Origin of the sequence: Mesorhizobium sp. ES1-6 (assembly GCF_020164775.1) — a bacterium.
GTDB lineage: Bacteria > Pseudomonadota > Alphaproteobacteria > Rhizobiales > Rhizobiaceae > Mesorhizobium.
The window spans coordinates 82455-99791 of record NZ_JAIUGU010000009.1 but is presented as its reverse complement, the minus strand read 5'-3'; the positions used below and the strand labels follow the sequence as shown (position 1 = coordinate 99791).

General features: G+C 64.6%; 15 protein-coding genes. 12 read left to right on the top strand and 3 right to left on the bottom strand.

Features of this window, described 5'->3' with window-relative positions; translation table 11 throughout:
* The first annotated feature begins 8 nt into the window (after positions 1-8).
* The 8 genes from LB564_RS21365 to LB564_RS21330 all read left to right on the top strand — a co-directional run bounded on the left by LB564_RS21365 (position 9) and on the right by LB564_RS21330 (position 7247).
* Positions 9-308, top strand: coding sequence for a hypothetical protein (locus LB564_RS21365; RefSeq protein ID WP_224540717.1), 300 nt, complete (start codon positions 9-11; stop codon positions 306-308).
* A gap of 80 nt (positions 309-388) precedes the next feature.
* Positions 389-1054 (top strand): response regulator transcription factor, encoded by a 666-nt coding sequence (locus LB564_RS21360; RefSeq protein WP_023812809.1) that lies wholly within the window; start codon positions 389-391, stop codon positions 1052-1054.
* A gap of 28 nt (positions 1055-1082) precedes the next feature.
* Positions 1083-2471 (top strand): ATP-binding protein, encoded by a 1389-nt coding sequence (locus LB564_RS21355; RefSeq protein WP_224540715.1) that lies wholly within the window; start codon positions 1083-1085, stop codon positions 2469-2471.
* A gap of 175 nt (positions 2472-2646) precedes the next feature.
* Positions 2647-3087: a hypothetical protein gene (locus tag LB564_RS21350; protein WP_140709835.1), complete on the top strand. Its 441-nt coding sequence runs from the start codon at positions 2647-2649 to the stop codon at positions 3085-3087.
* Positions 3088-3207: 120 nt separating this feature from the next.
* Positions 3208-4347, top strand: coding sequence for a c-type cytochrome biogenesis protein CcmI (ccmI, locus tag LB564_RS21345; RefSeq protein WP_224540713.1), 1140 nt, complete (start codon positions 3208-3210; stop codon positions 4345-4347).
* 7 nt (positions 4348-4354) lie between these two features.
* Positions 4355-4798: a cytochrome c maturation protein CcmE gene (ccmE, locus tag LB564_RS21340; RefSeq protein WP_224540712.1), complete on the top strand. Its 444-nt coding sequence runs from the start codon at positions 4355-4357 to the stop codon at positions 4796-4798.
* A 2-nt stretch (positions 4799-4800) separates the two neighbouring features.
* Positions 4801-6786: a heme lyase CcmF/NrfE family subunit gene (locus tag LB564_RS21335; protein WP_224540710.1), complete on the top strand. Its 1986-nt coding sequence runs from the start codon at positions 4801-4803 to the stop codon at positions 6784-6786.
* The gene (locus tag LB564_RS21330; protein ID WP_224540708.1) at positions 6783-7247 is read left to right on the top strand and encodes a cytochrome c-type biogenesis protein; all 465 of its coding nucleotides are present in this window, start codon (positions 6783-6785) and stop codon (positions 7245-7247) included. The genes LB564_RS21335 and LB564_RS21330 overlap by 4 nt, the downstream gene beginning before the upstream one ends.
* On the opposite strand, the gene LB564_RS31760 is transcribed toward LB564_RS21330, so the two are convergent.
* Together LB564_RS31760 and LB564_RS21320 are read right to left on the bottom strand one after the other, a co-directional pair.
* The gene (locus LB564_RS31760; RefSeq protein ID WP_224540706.1) at positions 7244-7411 is read right to left on the bottom strand and encodes a type II toxin-antitoxin system RelE/ParE family toxin; all 168 of its coding nucleotides are present in this window, start codon (positions 7409-7411) and stop codon (positions 7244-7246) included. The two genes, LB564_RS21330 and LB564_RS31760, sit on opposite strands and share 4 nt — an antisense overlap.
* On the bottom strand, positions 7408-7677 hold the full coding sequence (locus LB564_RS21320; protein WP_224540704.1) for a CopG family ribbon-helix-helix protein: 270 nt from the start codon (positions 7675-7677) through the stop codon (positions 7408-7410). Before LB564_RS21320 ends, LB564_RS31760 begins: the two co-directional genes overlap by 4 nt.
* A 197-nt stretch (positions 7678-7874) precedes the next feature.
* Between LB564_RS21320 and LB564_RS21315 the strand changes: the two genes are divergently transcribed.
* The 4 genes from LB564_RS21315 to LB564_RS21300 all read left to right on the top strand — a co-directional run bounded on the left by LB564_RS21315 (position 7875) and on the right by LB564_RS21300 (position 14901).
* Positions 7875-9425, top strand: coding sequence for a Do family serine endopeptidase (locus LB564_RS21315; protein WP_224540702.1), 1551 nt, complete (start codon positions 7875-7877; stop codon positions 9423-9425).
* Between the two features lie 357 nt (positions 9426-9782).
* On the top strand, positions 9783-10457 hold the full coding sequence (locus LB564_RS21310; RefSeq protein WP_224540700.1) for a response regulator transcription factor: 675 nt from the start codon (positions 9783-9785) through the stop codon (positions 10455-10457).
* An 8-nt stretch (positions 10458-10465) separates the two neighbouring features.
* Positions 10466-11941, top strand: coding sequence for an ATP-binding protein (locus LB564_RS21305; protein WP_224540698.1), 1476 nt, complete (start codon positions 10466-10468; stop codon positions 11939-11941).
* Positions 11941-14901 carry a bifunctional [glutamine synthetase] adenylyltransferase/[glutamine synthetase]-adenylyl-L-tyrosine phosphorylase gene (locus LB564_RS21300; RefSeq protein ID WP_224540696.1) on the top strand — a complete coding sequence of 987 codons (2961 nt, stop codon included), beginning with the start codon at positions 11941-11943 and terminating at the stop codon, positions 14899-14901. Before LB564_RS21305 ends, LB564_RS21300 begins: the two co-directional genes overlap by 1 nt.
* A gap of 22 nt (positions 14902-14923) precedes the next feature.
* Here the strand turns inward: LB564_RS21300 and LB564_RS21295 are convergent, their stop codons facing one another.
* The gene (locus LB564_RS21295) at positions 14924-17245 is read right to left on the bottom strand and encodes a PAS domain-containing sensor histidine kinase (RefSeq protein WP_224540694.1); all 2322 of its coding nucleotides are present in this window, start codon (positions 17243-17245) and stop codon (positions 14924-14926) included.
* Positions 17246-17337: the final 92 nt, after the last annotated feature.

Here is a 17337-nt window from a genome sequence, read left to right as displayed (position 1 = left end):
AGCCGGACATGAAAACGCTTCGCTCTCATTTCCGAACCGCGACCCTGGCGCTTGGTGCCGCCGGGCTGTTTGCGTCGCAGGCAATGGCGATGCCGGTCATCGCGCTCGACCAGCCCAGCCCGATCGTCCTGGCCGCATCCGACTGCTATGCGATCGGTCAGCAGGTGGCCGAGCAGAATGGCGGAACGCTCGCCAAGGCCTCGGCATCGACGCGCGGCGGCCAGCCGGTCTGCGTCATCGTCGTGCTGGTGCCCGGCAAGGACGGGCAGCGTCCGCGCCGCTCCGAAATCGTCGTTCCGCAAAACTGACGCGGCCTTCCCCTCCGTTTCCCAGGCCGGCGGAATCGGCCTATATCTGAAACCTCGGTCAACAGGCATTTGGTCCCCGCATGCGCGTACTCGTCGTCGAGGATGACAAGGATCTCAACCGGCAGATTTCGGATGCGCTGGTCGATGCCGGCTATGTCGTCGACCGTGCCTTCGATGGTGAGGAGGGGCATTTCCTCGGCGACACCGAGCCTTACGATGCCGTCGTGCTCGACATCGGCCTGCCGCAGATGGATGGGATCAGCGTGGTCGAGCGCTGGCGTCGCGGCGGCCGCAAGATGCCGGTGCTGATCCTGACCGCGCGCGACCGCTGGAGCGACAAGGTCTCCGGCATCGATGCCGGCGCCGACGACTACGTCACCAAGCCGTTCCACATCGAGGAGGTGCTGGCGCGACTCAGGGCGCTGATCCGCCGCGCCGCCGGCCACGCTTCGTCGGAACTGACCTGCGGGCCGCTGCGCCTCGACACCAAGGCTTCGAAGGCCGATGTCGACGGCGTGCCGCTGAAATTGACCTCGCACGAATTCCGCCTGCTTGCCTATCTGATGCACCATATGGGCGAGGTCGTCTCCCGCACCGAGCTGGTCGAGCATCTCTACGATCAGGATTTCGACCGCGATTCGAATACCATCGAGGTGTTTGTCGGGCGGTTGCGCAAGAAGATGGGCATCGACATGATCGAAACCGTGCGCGGCATGGGCTACCGCATGCGTGAGCCGGAGGCGTAAGGCGGAACCGCTACCTACCAACCCAACCGTGGGCGGACGGCTTTCGCTGCGCGCGTGGCCGCGCTCGCTGACGTTCCGCGTCATCGCCTTTTCCACGGTTTGGGCGATACTGACCCTGGTCGTCATCTTCACCCTGATCACCACGCTCTACCGCCAGGCTAGCGAGCGGGGTTTCGACAGCCTGCTGTCGGCGCATCTGTTCAACCTGATCGGCTCGATCGGAATTTCCGACGGCGGTGCGCTGACCGGCTCGCCCGACCTTGGCGACCTGCGTTTCTCCGAGCCGAATTCGGGCTGGTACTGGTCCGTTGAGCCCGCCTCGGAAGGCGTGCATGGCGATCTTCACTCGTCGTCCATGACCCGGACCATCCCGTCGCCCGATGTGGCGGACGTTCCCTTCAACGCCAATTTCCAGCGCAGCTATGCCGCGCAAGGCATCAATGGCGAAGAGCTGGTCGTGTTCGAGAGCGAATTCGTTCTCGATGCCAAGAACCGCGCCGCGCGCTTCCGCGTCATGGGCAACAAGACAGAGCTGGAGCAGGAAATAGGAACGTTCCAGCGCCGCTTGCTGACCTATCTCAGCCTGTTCGGTATCGGCATGATCGCCATCAACGCCATCGCCATCCTGCTCGGGCTGCAGCCGTTGCGCAGGGTCCGGAACGCGCTCGCCATGGTGCGCGAGGGCACCGCGCAGAGGCTCGACGGCCGCTTCCCGGCCGAGATCGAACCGTTGGCCAATGAAACCAACGCGCTGATTGAAAACAACAAACGCATTGTCGAACGCTCGCGGACCCAGGTCGGCAACCTCGCCCATTCGCTGAAGACGCCGCTCGCCGTTCTGCTCAACGAGGGCCGGGCGCTCGGCGGCGCCAAGGGGCAGTTGATCGCCGAGCAGGCCGCATCCATGCAAAAGCAGATCGAGCACTATTTGCAGCGCGCCCGCGTCGCGGCGCAGCGCGACAGCGTCGTCTATCGCACGCCGGTGGCACCGCTGGTGCAGCGCATGGTGCGGGTCTTGCAGAAGCTCAACCCGGGGACCAGCCTGTCGCTGTCGCTGCCGGCCACCGAGATCGTCTTTGCCGGCGAACGTGAGGACCTCGAGGAACTGCTTGGCAATCTTCTCGAGAATGCGATGAAATGGGCAAAGAGTGCGGTCGCGGTCTCGGTCGGGCCCTTGGCCAGCAAGGATGAGAGCCTGTTCGAGATCAGCATCGAGGACGATGGCCCGGGCATTCCCGAGGACAAGGCGCGCGAAGCCATGAAGCGCGGACGGCGCCTGGACGAGACAAAACCGGGAACGGGGCTGGGCCTTGCCATTGTCGCCGACCTCGTCAACGAGTATGGAGGCGGCCTGGTGCTGGAACGGTCCGGCATGGGCGGATTGAGGGCAGTGGTGCGATTGCGGAGCCTTCAGTGACGTGTTCCCAGGCCAATCGACAGCGATGGCCGCGCATGCTATGGCGGCATATAGATTGACCTCGCACTGGCGGCGGCCAAATTTCCGACGAATATCAATACTATGGCCACGCTGAGATGACGCGGCCCCCGGCGCATCCATGGCAGGCTCCAACTCAAGAATACCGGTTGTTGGCATGAAGATTCGCGTCGCGCTTTTTTCCGCATTGCTGGCCGTGTCGGGCTGCACCACCTTGAGCGGCAAGGGGCCGACCGTGGCGGCTACCCCGGCCTCGACGCCACCGGCGGGCGGCAAGGTCGTCACCAAGTCGATCATTTCCGCCATGGGGGGCGGCCTCATCGGCGGGTCGATCGGCAACGGCCTGAGCGAGACCGAGAAGCGCAGCGCGCTCGAGGCCGAATACAAGGCGCTCGAATACAATACCAGCGGCCAGAAGGTGACGTGGAAGGGCGATCAGGCTTCGCGTTATGGCGAGGTCGTTCCAGCCCAGCCCTACCGCGTCGGTTCGCAGGACTGCCGCCAGTATACGCAGACGGTGTTCAGCGGCGGCGCCAGTTCCACGGCGCACGGAACAGCCTGCCGCAATGCCGACGGCAGTTGGACGCCATTGACCTGAGTCTTCGCCGCGGACGGCGCCGGTGTCGGGTGCCGGTCAGGGATATCAGGCTTCCTGCCGTCAAAGCGTCGCAGGATGGGTATGTTGGCAGGGCAGGGCTCTGCCTTTATTGGAAGAGCCATGCTGTTCTGGGTCATAGCCGCAATTCTCACGCTGGGCGCCAGCCTGGCGGTGCTTTTGCCGCTGGCCGGGGCCTCCAGGGGTGCGTCATCCAGCGGTGATCACGATCTGGAAGTCTATCGCGATCAATTGGCCGAACTCGACCGCGATGCCGCGCGCGGCATGATCCGGCCCGCTGAGGCGGCCGAGGCGCGCGCCGAGATCGCCCGCCGCATCCTTCGCCTTGGCAATGCGGATATGGCCGGTAGGACGTCCGGCAGGGCGGCGTCGGTCACGGCAAGGCTTGTCGCGACCGTGGCCGTGCTGGCGGTCCCGTTGGTCAGTTGGGGGCTCTACAGCCAGATCGGCTCGCCTGACTTGCCGTCGCAGCCGCTCGGCGAGCGACTGGCCAAGAACCCCGCCGACAGTTCGGTCGACGAATTGGTGGCGCGCGCCGAAGCCCATCTCGCGGCCAATCCTTCCGATGGAAGGGGCTGGGACGTGCTGGCGCCGGTCTATCTGCGCATGCAGCGCTTCGCCGACGCCGTCGCGGCCTACCGCAACGCCATTCGCCTCGACGGCGACAGTGCTGCCCGCCGGGCCGGTCTCGGCGAGGCGATCGCCGGTGCCGCGGGCGGTATTGTTTCGGCCGATGCCCAGGACGCCTTCGAGGCGGCCTTGAAGCTTGACCCCGCCAATGCGAAAGCCAGCTTCTATCTGGCCATGGCCTTGGCGCAGGAGGGCCGTGGCCAGGAAGCGACCGCGGCCTGGCAGGCGACGCTTGCTAAGCTGCCGCCGGATTCGCCGTGGCGCGGCGCCATCGAACAGGCATTGGCCCAATCCGGCGGCCCCGAAGTCGCTTCCGACGCGGCCACGAAGGGCCCCGATGCCGCCGATGTCGACGCGGCTTCCTCCATGTCGCCGCAGGACAGGGAAGCCATGATCAACACCATGGTCGCCGGGCTCGACGATAAACTTCGTCAGAATCCACGCGACGCGGAAGGATGGATGCGGCTCGTTCGTTCCTATGTCGTGCTGGGCAAGGCTGACCAGGCGCGCGATGCGCTGGGTCGCGCCATTGCGGTCTTTGGCCCCGGCAGCGAAGAAGCCAAGAAATTCACCGCCTTTGCCGCCTCGATCGGCCTGACGGCGACGGAGTAGGCCTGATATGACGCGCAAGCAGAAACGATTGTCGGTGATTTTGGGCGGCCTGGCTTTCCTCGCCGCCGCCACCGGCCTGACCTTCTACGCGCTCGGTCAGAAAGCGTCCTATTTCTACATGCCGGCCGATCTGACCACCGCCAGTGTGCAGCCCGGCCAGCGCATCAGGCTCGGCGGTTTGGTCGAGAAAGGCACCATCCAGCGCGGCCAGGGTGCGACAGTCGCCTTTTCGGTTACCGATACGCATAAATCGGTCAAGGTCACCTATACCGGCATCCTGCCCGATCTCTTCCGCGAAGAGCAGGGCGTCATCACCGAGGGCACTTTCGGCCCCGACGGCGTTTTTATCGCCGACAGCGTGCTGGCCAAGCACGATGAACGCTACATGCCCAAGGAAGTGGCCGACGGGCTGAAGGCCAAGGGCGTCTGGCAGGAGAGCAAGAGTGAATAGCCATGGTTGAAACCGGACATTTCGCCCTGATCCTGGCGTTCGCGCTCTCGCTGGTGCAGACCATCGTGCCGCTGTTTGGCGCGCGGCTGAACAATCAGCGCCTGATGGCGGTCGGCGGCCCCGTCGCGGTGACCGGTTTTGCCTTGACGGCCCTGTCCTTCGCGGCACTGGCGAGCGCCTATGCGAACTCCGATTTTTCGCTGGCGAACGTCTGGGAGAACTCGCATTCGCTGCAGCCGCTGATCTACAAGATCACCGGAACCTGGGGCAACCATGAAGGCTCGATGCTGCTCTGGGTGCTGATCCTGACTTTCTTCGGCGCGCTTGTCGCTGCTTTCGGCTCCAACCTGCCGGCGACGCTGCGCGCCAATGTGCTCGCCGTGCAGGGCGCCATCGGTGCTGCCTTCTTCCTGTTCATCCTGGCGACGTCCAATCCCTTCATCCGGCTCAATCCGGCACCCATCGAAGGCCGCGATCTCAACCCGATCCTGCAGGATCTCGGCCTCGCCATTCATCCGCCGCTGCTCTATCTCGGCTATGTCGGCTTCTCGATCTGCTTTTCCTTCTCGGTCGCCGCCCTCATCGAGGGGCGCATCGATGCCTCCTGGGCGCGCTGGGTGCGGCCATGGACGCTGGTCGCCTGGATGTTCCTGACCGGCGGCATCGCGATGGGATCGTACTGGGCCTATTACGAGCTAGGCTGGGGCGGTTTCTGGTTCTGGGATCCGGTCGAAAACGCGTCCTTCATGCCGTGGCTGGCGGGCACCGCGCTTTTGCATTCGGCCATCGTCATGGAAAAGCGCTCGGCCTTGAAGATCTGGACGCTGCTGCTCGCCATTTTAACCTTCTCGCTGTCGCTGCTCGGTACCTTCCTGGTGCGTTCGGGCGTGCTGACGTCAGTCCACGCCTTTGCCACGGATCCGACGCGCGGCGTCTTCATCCTGTGCATCCTGACGCTGTTCATCGGCGGCTCACTGGCATTGTTTGCGCTGCGCGCCTCGAGGCTGACGGCAGGCGGCCTGTTCCATCCGGTTTCGCGCGAAGGCGCGCTCGTCCTCAACAATCTGTTCCTCACCACGGCGACCGCCACCGTGCTGGTCGGCACGCTCTATCCGCTGGCGGTCGAGGCCTTTTCGGCCGACAAGATTTCGGTCGGAGCGCCGTTCTTCAACCTCACCTTCGCCCCGCTGATGGCGCCGCTGCTGGTGGTGGTTCCCTTCGGGCCGCTGCTGGCCTGGAAGCGCGGCGATGTCCTTGGCGTCGCGCAGCGCCTGATGGTGGCGTTCGGGGCCGCTCTTCTGGCGACGCTGGTCACGGCCTTGTTCATCGATGGCGCTTCGGTGCTAGCCGCGCTTGGCGTCGGCCTTGCCGTCTGGCTGATCCTTGGCGCGCTGACCGACCTCGCCGTCAAGGCCGGTGTAGGCAATGTCGCCGCGCCGGTCATGGTCAGGCGCCTGGTTGGTCTGCCACGCTCGGTCTTCGGGACTGCTTTCGCCCATCTTGGCCTCGGCCTGACGGTGCTCGGCATTGTCGGCACGCTCTGCTTCGGCACGGAGAAGATCCTCTCCATGCATGCCGGTGAAACGGTCGAAATCTCTGGCCACACGGTGCGTTTCGTCGGGCTCTATCCCGCGCAGGGACCGAACTACAGCGAGGATCGCGGCCGTTTCGAGCTGATCGGCGTCAGCGGCAGCCCTGTCGGCGAAATCAGTTCGGCCAAACGTTTCTATCCGGTGCGGCAGATGACGACGACGGAGTCCGGCATCAGGACCATCTTCCTCTCGCAGCTCTACATTTCCCTCGGCGACGAGGGCAAGGACGGCTCGGTGGTGGTGCGCCTTTGGTGGAAGCCGCTGGTGACGCTGATCTGGGGCGGCGGTCTGGTGATGATGGCGGGCGCGGCCATGTCGTTGATGGACCGGCGGCTGCGGGTCGGTGCACCCTCGCGCCGCCGCAAGCAGACCGTGACAGACGCGAGCCAGCCATGAAGGCAAGGCTGTCCGCCTCGTTGCTCGCCCTGATGCTGGTGCTCGGTGTGGCCGGCACGGCGCTGGCCGTCAAGCCTGACGAGATGCTGGCGGATCCGGCGCTGGAGGCGCGGGCGCGGGCGCTGTCGGAGGGCTTGCGCTGCATGGTCTGCCAGAACCAGTCGATCGACGAATCCGACGCCGACCTCGCCCGCGACCTGCGCATCCTGGTGCGCCAGCGCCTCGTTGCCGGCGATACCGACAAGCAGGTGATGGACTATGTGGTCTCCCGCTACGGCGAGTTCGTGCTGCTGAAGCCGCGTTTCGATCTGCGCAACGCTTTGCTGTGGGGCACGCCGGTTCTCCTGCTTTTGGCGGGTGGCGTGTTCATAGTGCTCAGCACCCGATCGCGCCGGCTTCCGGCAACGGCAGCGCTTTCGGCCGAAGAGCAGGCCGCTCTGGACAAGATGCTAGGCGATTAATCCGGCCAGGAACGGCCAGTCGCCATGTCCCCAAGACCCCGGCCCGTGGCGCGAATGCGATCCGCCAAGCGTCGTGCCGCGGCCGGATTATCCTGCGCGATAAAAGCGACCGGCCGTTTGATATCGTCGAGTGCGTCCCGCGACCAGGTGAAGATCCGCTTCACGCGCTGCCCGCGCGTCTGGCTTCCACTGCGTCGATGATGGCGTCGATTTCCGCCATGGCTTCTTCATGGGCGACGAGATGGCCAGCCTCCGCGTCAGCCATGCCGCGCTTTACACCTTCGATGATCTCAAGCTCGCGATCGACATAGGCCGACACTGCCTCGGCCGCGAGGAAGGACTTACTGCGCCGGGTGTCGGCGGCGATCCGCTCCAGCTTCACCTTGGTTTCGGGCGAAACGCGAATTGTCATCGTAGTGCTTGCCGTCATGATGAAAGCCTGTGCTGATTTGTGTACGACATGATGCAATCGCCGGCTGCGACCAAGGATTCGTGCGACCTCGCTGCTACGACAAACATTACCAAAGTTTCATGCACCGGAAATGGCGGTGTAATGTGCGCCGCTCTAATTCTCGTTCCCTGAGGATGCCGATCAAGGCGCGTCCCTTTGAAAGAGGATACGAACCCATGAATATCGCCCCCAATTCATATTCCCGCACCCGCAAGCGCCTTCTGGCGGCCGTCGCGTCCATCGCCGTCGCCGGCGCGATCGGCGTTGGCGCGCTGACCAGCGGAACCAGCCCCGTTCTGGCCGATGCCGTACGCGTCGAGGCGCCGCAGGTTCCGGGCTTCGCCGATGTCGTCGAGCGCGTTTCGCCCGCCGTGGTCAGCGTCAAGGTTAAGGCCAAGATCCAGCCGACCGCCGATGACGGCTCCGATGATCAGGACGGCCTCGACAATCTTCCCAACAACCCGCAGTTGCGCCGCTTCTTCAAGGAGTTCCGTGGCTTTGGCGACCAGGGTGGCCAGAATGATGAAGGTCACCGCCGCTTCGGTCACCGCGACCGCAACAACGACCAGCCGCGTCCGGTGGCGCAAGGCTCCGGCTTCTTCATTTCCGAGGACGGTTATCTCGTTACCAACAACCACGTCGTCGAAGAAGGCACCGCCTTCACCGTGGTGACCAATGACGGCAAGGAACTCGACGCCAAGCTGGTCGGCACCGATCCGCGCACCGACCTCGCCGTGCTCAAGGTCGACGGTGGCGGCAAGTTCACCTATGTCGACTTCGCCGACGATTCCAAGGTTCGTGTCGGCGACTGGGTCGTGGCTGTCGGCAATCCGTTCGGTCTCGGCGGCACCGTCACCGCCGGCATCGTCTCGGCGCGCGGCCGCGACATCGGCGCCGGCCCCTATGATGATTTCCTGCAGATCGACGCCTCGGTCAACCGCGGCAATTCGGGTGGCCCGACCTTCAATCTCAACGGTCAGGTGGTCGGCATCAACACCGCCATCTTCTCGCCTTCCGGTGGCAGTGTCGGCATCGCCTTCGACATTCCGGCATCCACGGCCAAGCAGGTCGTCGGGGACCTGATGAAGAGCGGTGCCGTGCAGCGGGGCTGGCTCGGTGTCGAAATCCAGCCGGTCACCTCGGACATCGCCGAATCGCTCGGTCTGAAGTCCAACAACGGAGCATTGGTGTCCAGCGCCCAGGATGAAGGCCCCGGCAAGAAGGCCGGCATAGCAGCCGGCGACGTGATCACCCAGGTCGACGGCAAGGACGTTGCCTCGCCGAAGGAACTCGCCCGCCTGATCGGGGCCTATTCGCCCGGCAAGTCGGTCGATGTCACCGTGTGGCGCGACGGCAAGAGCCAGACCATCAAGGTCGATCTCGGCAAGCTGCCCGCCAGCGACAAGCAGGCGTCGGGCGACCAGCAGCAGCAACCCGCCGCCCCGGCAAAGCCGGACACGCTGGCCGATCTCGGCCTCACCGTCACCAAGTCCGAAAACGGCAAGGGACTGGTGGTCACCGACGTCGACCCCGACAGCGCCGCCGCCGATCGCGGCATTCAGCCGGGCGATGTCATCACATCGGTCAACTCGGCCGAGGTCAACGGCACCGAAGACGTCACCAAGGCCATGGCCGATGCGGTCAAATCCGGGCGCAAGGCCGTGCTGATGCAGATTACCCGTGACGACAACAACCGTTTCGTCGCGCTGCCGGTCGCCAAGGGCTGAGACGACTTTTCCAATGCGGCGGTTTCAACACCCCCGAGTCGCCGCATGGGAAAGCAAGAAGGAGCGCGCGTTAGTCAGTCATCGCGCACTTCTTCAGCGGCAGCGGGCTTCCCATCGCCCGCTGCCGCGCACCGGATATGGCTGCCACATCACGCCCTCGGGCCCGAATGCCGGTAGGCACGGCGATTGCCGGGTAACGAGATGACCGTGACCTGACATTTTCGGCGTAACGACGCCACGCAACAAAGATTTTATCACGCACGCCCTCGATCATCTTGGTCGAGAAGCGCTTTGGCAAAGGCTAAAATGCAGATGCCGGCTACTCAACCTTCCAGCGAAATCGCGTATAACGGCCATATGAAGATTCTCGTCATGGAAGACGATCGCGAGGCCGCGGATTATCTGCAGAAAGCCTTCACCGAAGCCGGTCATACCGCGCATGTCGCGGGTGATGGCGAGACCGGCTTCGCGCTTGCCGACGCGGGTGACTATGACGTGATGGTCATCGACCGGATGATGCCGCGCCGCGACGGCCTGTCGGTCATTGTCGCCCTGCGCTCCAGGGGCAACACGACGCCGGTGCTCATTCTCTCGGCGCTGGGCGAGGTCGATGACAGGGTCACCGGTCTGCGCGCCGGCGGCGACGATTATCTGACCAAGCCCTATGCTTTTTCCGAGCTCCTGGCTCGCGTCGAAGTGCTGAACCGGCGCGCCAGTGCCAAGGAGGTAGAAACCGTCTACCGGGTCGGCGACCTCGAACTCGACAGGTTGTCGCATTCTGTCCGCCGTGCGGCGCGTGAGATCACGCTGCAGCCGCGCGAATTCCGCCTGCTGGAATATCTCATGCGCCATGCCGGCCAGGTGGTGACGCGCACCATGCTGCTCGAAAATGTCTGGGATTATCATTTCGATCCGCAGACAAATGTCATCGACGTCCACGTCTCGCGGCTGCGCGGCAAGATCGAAAAGGGCTTCGACAAGCCGATCCTGCATACGATTCGCGGCGCCGGCTACATGCTGAAGGGCGGCTAGGCGACAGCATGGCGCTTTCCGTGCCCGCCATCATGAGGACGACGGCCGCGCGGCTTTCGGCGCTTTATCTCCTGCTCTTCGCGCTTTGCGCGGTGCTGCTTGTCCTCTACATGACCTCGCTCTCGGCTCGTATGCTGACCGGGCAGACGCAGGAAACCATCAATGACGAGGTGCTCGGTCTTGCCCGTGCCTATCAGCGCGGTGGCCTGCCGGTATTGGTCCGCGTGGTCGAGGCCCGCTCACGCCAGCCCGGCGCCAACCTCTATCTGATCGCCGATGCCAACGGCCAGATCCTGACCGGTAACGTGCAGAGCCTGGAGCCGGGCGTTCTCGACAACGAAGGCTGGACCACCAGCCCTTTTTCCTACCAGCGCTTTGGCGAGGGGGAACTCGATCGTCTGCGCAACTTGCCCGCCGACAAGGGGACCGCGCAATCCGACCAGAGCGAAACGCAGGCGCAGGGCGAGAAGGGTCACAACGCCATTGCCCTCGTGCTGCGCCTGCCAAACCAGATGATCATGCTGGTCGGCCGCGATCTCGGCGAACCGGAGCGGTTCCGCGCCGTCATCCGCCGTTCGCTGATGCTGGCGCTCGGCATGATGGGACTGGGCGGCCTTCTGATCTGGTTCTTTGTCGGCCGTGCGGCGCTGAAGCGTATCGACAGCGTGTCGGAGGCGAGCCGCCGTATCATGGGCGGCGATCTCTCCGGCCGGCTGCCGGTGACCGGCGCCGGCGACGAGTTCGACCGGCTCTCGGAAAACCTCAATGCCATGCTGGCCAGGATCGCGACGCTCAACGAGGGCCTGAAGCAGGTTTCCGACAATATCGCACATGATTTGAAGACGCCGCTGACCCGGCTGCGCAATCGGGCCGAGGCGACCCTTTCGGGCAAGCAGAAGACATCGGACTATCGGCAGGCGCTGGAAGGCACCATCACGGAGTCCGACCAGCTGATAAAGACCTTCAACGCCATCCTGATGATCTCCCGGCTGGAGGCCGGGTATTCTTCCGAGCATACCAATCGCGTCGATCTGGCGGCCGCCGTGCGTGACGTCGTCGAACTCTACGAGCCGGTGGCCGAGGAGGCCGGCGTGTCGCTGGATGCCGAGGTGAACGGCGCTTTTGTCGTGAATGGCAACCGCGAGCTGATCGGCCAGGCGCTCTCCAACATCGTCGACAATGCGATCAAATACTCGACCGATTCCACGTGCAAGCCGGCGGTCCGCGTGGCGATCGAACGCACGCGTGGCGAGATCAGGCTTTCCGTCATGGACAATGGCCAGGGCATCCCCAACGATGCCGATCGGGCCCGGGCGACGGAACGGTTCGTGCGGCTGGAAAAGAGCCGTTCGCAACCCGGTTCCGGCCTTGGCCTCAGTCTCGCCAAGGCGGTCATGACATTCCATTACGGCCGGCTTGACCTGTTGCCCGGCAATCCCGGACTATCCGTGGTCATGAGTTTCCCCGCACGGGAGGACCACTGATGGCGGCCGTTGCCAAGGTGAGCAAGAAGGACTGGTTGCTGAGCCTGGAAACCCAGCTTGCTCCACTCGACCAGGCCCGGGCACGACAGGAACTGTCCGAAATCGCGGCTGTGGCGCGCGAAGAGGGGCTGACGCGGGCGGCCAAATTCCTGGCCGGCAAGGGGGCGGCGCAGGATTTCCTGGCCGCCGTCTTCGACCTTTCGCCGTTCCTGCGCGATACGGCGCGCCGCCGGCCGCAACTCCTCGACGGGCTGTTCGACCTGCCGATCGAGGCCCGCCTGGAGGCGATCATCGCCTCGATCGACCAGGCACCGCTGACGGAAGCGGTTTCGGAATCCAGCCTGATGATGGAGCTGCGCAAGCATAAGGCCGAGGCGCATTTCCTGATCGCGCTCGCCGACCTCTCGGGCGAGGCCGAAACCTCGCTGACCGTCAGGCGGTTGAGCGACCTCGCCGACGCCTGCACCCGCGCGGCCGTCGATTTCCTGCTGCGCGACGCGCACGGCCAGGGCAAGCTCAAATTGCCGGACCTCGACCACCCGTCGCATCGATCGGGCTGGGTCCTGCTCGGCATGGGCAAGCTCGGCGCGCATGAGCTGAATTTCTCTTCCGACATCGACCTCGTCGTGTTCTTCGACCCGGAAGCGCCCGCCGTGGTCGATCCTCTCGATGCCACCGACCTGTTCTCACGCCTGACGCGCCGGCTGGTTCGCATCCTGCAGGATCGCACCGAGCACGGCTATGTCTTCCGCACCGATCTGAGGTTGCGTCCCGATCCCGGCTCGACGCCGCTGGCGATTCCGGTTGAAGCCGCGCTGCGCTACTACGAGGCGCGCGGCCAGAACTGGGAACGCGCCGCAATGATCAAGGCGCGCCCTGTGGCGGGCGATCTCGCCGCTGGCGACGCCTTTCTCAGGGAGCTCCAGCCCTATATCTGGCGCAAATACATGGACTACGCCGCGATTGCCGACGTCCATTCGATCAAGCGCCAGATCCACGCCCATAAGGGCCATGGCGAGATCGCGGTGAAGGGTCACAACGTCAAGCTTGGGCGCGGCGGCATCCGCGAGATCGAGTTCTTCGTCCAGACCCAGCAACTGATCGCCGGCGGCCGCTTCCCGGAGCTGCGCGGCCGCGAGACAGTGCCGATGCTCGGTCAACTCGCGGCCCGAGGCTGGATCACATCGGACGCGCGTGACGCGCTCGCCGACCAGTATTGGTTCCTGCGCCGGGTCGAGCACGCCGTCCAGATGGTGGCCGACGAGCAGACGCACACGCTGCCGGAAGACGATGAAGGGCTGGAGCGCATCGCCCGCATGCTGGGCTTTGCCGACGCGCCCGCTTTTGCCCGCGCGTTCCGTGCTTCGCTGCAGCAGGTCGAGCGCCACTATGCCGCGCTATTTGAAACCGCGCCGGAGCTTTCGGCCGGGATCGGCAATCTGGTCTTCACCGGCGACGTTGACGACCCGGACACGCTGCAGACCCTGCACGGTCTCGGCTTTCAGCGGCCAAGCGATATCTGCCGTGTCATCCGCGGCTGGCATTTCGGCCGCTATCGCGTCACCCAGTCTGCCGAGGCGCGCGAGCGTTTGACGGAACTGACGCCCGCTCTGCTCAAGGCCTTTGGCCAGACGCGTCGCGCCGACGAGGCGCTGGTCCGTTTCGACGAGTTCCTCGCCGGCTTGCCGGCCGGCATCCAGCTGTTTTCGCTGCTGCAGTCGAACCCCGCACTGCTTAAGCTTTTGGCGACGATCATGGGTGCGGCGCCCCGGCTGGCGGCGATCATCACCCGTCGGCCGCATGTCTTCGATGGCCTGCTCGACCCGGCATTGCTGACCGAGCTCCCCGATCGCGCCTATCTCGCGGCGCGGCTTTCCGCCTTCCTCGAAGGCGACAGGGCTTATGAGGACGTGCTCGACCGGCTGCGCATATTTGCATCCGAGCAGAAATTCCTGATCGGTGTGCGCCTTCTCGCGGGCTCGATCGATCCGGCTCGCGCCGGCCGCGCTTTCTCCGATCTGGCGGACCTGACCATCGCGGCGGCGCTGCAAGCGGTGACTGCCGAATTCGCCGTGCGCCACGGCACGATCGCTGGCGGGGTGGTTTCGCTGCTCGGCATGGGCAAGCTCGGCAGCCGCGAATTGACCGCCGGGTCGGATGTCGATCTCATCCTGCTCTACGACCACGATTCGGACGCCGAGGATTCCGATGGCGACAAACCGCTGGCGCCGTCGCACTATTACACCCGCATGACGCAGCGGCTGATATCGGCGGTATCGGCGCCGACGGCGGAAGGAGTGCTTTACGAACTCGACCTGCGTTTGCGGCCGTCCGGCAACAAGGGACCGGTCGCCACCCATATCGACGCCTTCAAGAAATACCAGCGCCAGGAGGCATGGACGTGGGAACACATGGCCCTGTCGCGGGCGCGGCCGATTGCCGGTGACGCCGGCCTGTGCGGCGAGGTCGAGGCGGAAGTTGCCGCGGTGCTCGGCCAGCCGCGCGATGCGGCGAAGGTAAGGGCCGAGGCCTCGGAAATGCGGGCCATGATCGAGCAGGAAAAGCCGCCCCGCGATCTGTGGGACATAAAGCTGATCCCGGGCGGTCTGATCGATCTCGAATTCATCGCCCAGGTGGCTGTCATCACCGGGCAGGTCGAAGCCGGACCGCGCGCCACCGGTACGGCCGAAATCCTGTCTCGCCTGACGCCACGTTTCGCCAATGCCGCGATCAGGCAGAACCTGGGCGATGCTTTCGCCCTCTATCTGGCGCTGACCCAGATGACGCGGCTTTGCCTCACCGGACCTTTCGAACGCGACGACGTCCCCCCCGGGCTTTCGGATCTGCTTCTGGCGGTCACCGACCTGCCGGATTTCGGGGTGCTGGAAGCACACCTCAAGGAGACGTCGCGGACGGTCAGGAAGGATTTCGATCTTTTGCTGCGTGCCGGAGGATCGTGATCGGCGGTCGGTCCGGCTAGAGCTAAGCCGCGGCCTTCACCGACGCCGGCGCTTTCCTCACCGGAATGCGCACCGACACGATCGTGCCGACACCTTCGGTCGAACGGATCTTCAGCGCGCCGCCCTGCAACTCGGCCAGCGAGCGCGAAATGGCAAGGCCAAGACCGGAGCCGGCATGGTTCTTGGAGAACTGGTTCTGTACCTGTTCGAACGGCCGTCCGAGCTTGCCGAGCGCTTCCTTCGGGATGCCGCAGCCATTGTCCTCGATCGTCAGCACCAGCGCGCCCGACGTGTTGCGGGCCCTGACCGATATATGACCCCCCTGGCCGGTGAACTTCACCGCGTTGGACAGGAGGTTGATGACGATCTGCTTGATCGCGCGGCGATCGGCGAACAAGGTCAGCGCATCGGCGATGCGCGTTTCCACGGTGATCGCCTTCTGTGCCGCCTGCAGCGAGACGACCCGCACCGTCTCGCTGATCAGCGGACCGAGGTCGATCTGTTCCTGGTCGAGCGAGAACTGGCCGGCCTCGATCTTCGACATGTCGAGGATGTCGTTGATGACGCCGAGGAGATATTTGCCGCTGCTGTTGATGTCGGTGGCGTACTCCTCGTAGCGCTCCGAGCCCAGCGGGCCGAACAGCCCTTGCTCCATCAGTTCCGAGAAACCGATGATGGCATTCAGCGGTGTGCGCAATTCATGCGACATGTTGGCCAGGAATTCGGATTTGGCCCGGTTGGCCGCTTCGGCGCGTTCGGTTTCCTTCATGTATTTGCGGTTGAGGTCGACCAGTTCACTGGAGCGCTCTTCTTCGGAGCGCCTGGCGAGGCTGAGATCGTGTATCGTCGCCATCAGCCGGCGCTCGCTGTCGACCAGCTTCTCCTGGTGCAGCTTGATCTGGGTGATGTCGGAGCCAACCGAGACGATGCCGCCATCCCTGGTCCGGAGTTCGTTGACCTGCAGCCAGCGACCATCGGCGAGCTGCCGCTCGAATGTGGCGCCGCCCTGCGGACCATTGGTGTTGGCAAGCCGCCGCTCCGAGGCAAAGGCCAGCATCCGCTCTTCCAGGGAGGCGCGCGTCACCCCTGGCATCACATCGCGATCCGACAGCCCGTTGTCGTGCTGGTATTTGGAATTGCACATGATCAGGCGCTGAGCCGAATCCCACAGCACGAAGGATTCATTGATGTTCTCGATCGCGGTTCTGAGGCGAAGATCGGCGGCTTCCGAACGCAGCGCCAGATGGCGCTGCTCGGTGACGTCGACGGCGATGCCGATCAGCTGGATCTCGGGGGCTTCCGGGTCCATGACCTGCGCCCGGGCGCGCATCCAGACCCATTGGCCATCGGCATGCCGCATCCGGAACACCTGGTCGATGTGGTCGATTTCTCGCGCGACGATCCTGTTGGCCAGTTCGAACAGGTCGCCATCCTCGGGATGGATGATCTCGTCGACCTCGCCGAAGGACAGCATCGTCTCGCAGGGCTCGTAGCCGAGCATTTCGTACATCGAGCGCGACCAGTACATCTTGCCGCGCACCATGTCCCAATCCCACAGGCCGCAGCGGCCACGCACCAGCGCCATGTCGATACGCTGATGCGCCTCGAGATAGATGCGGTCGGCTGCCTGCGCGCGCGCCGCCTGCCCGAAATAGGCATAGAGGATGATGATCAGGACGCCCGCCGTCAGCACGAACAGGGTGACGTTGAGCGAGACTGTCTTGCGCCAGGTGTCGAAGACCGCCTCTTGCGGCACAAGCGCCGCGGCGGCTCCCTTCCTGTCCTTGGAGAGGCTGACCGCCGCGTACCAGTCCTGCCCGCCGATGTTGACCTCGATGACACCAGCGCGGTCGCCGAACATGAACAGAGGCTGGCCGCCCTGGACCAGGCCGTCGAGCGAATGGCCTTGCCAGGGCACCGAGCGCGGCGTCACGGCGGTGATCTTGAAGGCGCTGTCGGTGATGACCAGCACATGGCTGCGGCCCATCGCGCCCTGGCGGCTGGTGGTCTCAAGCAGGTCCTGGGTGGCGCCCGGCAGCGTGTCCGATGTGGTGGCGAGCGAACTGGCGAGCTGCGCGGCGGCCAATGTCAGGATTGCCTTGGCGTCGCGCTCGACATCGTCGCGTTCGTTCATCAGCGAGAGCACACGCAGCCCCGCGATGACGATCAGGAAGATGACGATGAGGGCCGGTATCGACCGGCGCAGCAACGGTTCGGCGGCCAGAAGCCGCTTGTAGGCCGGTTCGGCGATGAGCCGCGTGTTCCCGGCAAGGCCGTCGCTGCGCGTCTCGCGACGCGCAAAAGCCATCCCACCGGGCGCGCCCCACGCGTCCGCCTTCGCCATAAATGGCACTCCCCGATTTCAGTATGCCGCATTTCTATGTGCTGGTGATCCGGCAACACCGCACTTCCGAATCGCCATTAAAGAATCAAAGG

Bases quoted from the DNA above. Each gene is read 5' to 3' on its own strand.
- LB564_RS21365 (WP_224540717.1), top strand. From the start codon at position 9: ATGAAAACGCTTCGCTCTCATTTCCGAACCGCGACCCTGGCGCTTGGT.
- LB564_RS21360 (WP_023812809.1), top strand. From the start codon at position 389: ATGCGCGTACTCGTCGTCGAGGATGACAAGGATCTCAACCGGCAGATT.
- LB564_RS21350 (WP_140709835.1), top strand. From the start codon at position 2,647: ATGAAGATTCGCGTCGCGCTTTTTTCCGCATTGCTGGCCGTGTCGGGC.
- ccmI (WP_224540713.1), top strand. From the start codon at position 3,208: ATGCTGTTCTGGGTCATAGCCGCAATTCTCACGCTGGGCGCCAGCCTG.
- ccmE (WP_224540712.1), top strand. From the start codon at position 4,355: ATGACGCGCAAGCAGAAACGATTGTCGGTGATTTTGGGCGGCCTGGCT.
- LB564_RS21335 (WP_224540710.1), top strand. From the start codon at position 4,801: ATGGTTGAAACCGGACATTTCGCCCTGATCCTGGCGTTCGCGCTCTCG.
- LB564_RS21330 (WP_224540708.1), top strand. From the start codon at position 6,783: ATGAAGGCAAGGCTGTCCGCCTCGTTGCTCGCCCTGATGCTGGTGCTC.
- LB564_RS21320 (WP_224540704.1), bottom strand. From the start codon at position 7,677: ATGACGGCAAGCACTACGATGACAATTCGCGTTTCGCCCGAAACCAAG.
- LB564_RS21315 (WP_224540702.1), top strand. From the start codon at position 7,875: ATGAATATCGCCCCCAATTCATATTCCCGCACCCGCAAGCGCCTTCTG.
- LB564_RS21310 (WP_224540700.1), top strand. From the start codon at position 9,783: ATGAAGATTCTCGTCATGGAAGACGATCGCGAGGCCGCGGATTATCTG.
- LB564_RS21305 (WP_224540698.1), top strand. From the start codon at position 10,466: ATGGCGCTTTCCGTGCCCGCCATCATGAGGACGACGGCCGCGCGGCTT.
- LB564_RS21300 (WP_224540696.1), top strand. From the start codon at position 11,941: ATGGCGGCCGTTGCCAAGGTGAGCAAGAAGGACTGGTTGCTGAGCCTG.
- LB564_RS21295 (WP_224540694.1), bottom strand. From the start codon at position 17,245: ATGGCGAAGGCGGACGCGTGGGGCGCGCCCGGTGGGATGGCTTTTGCG.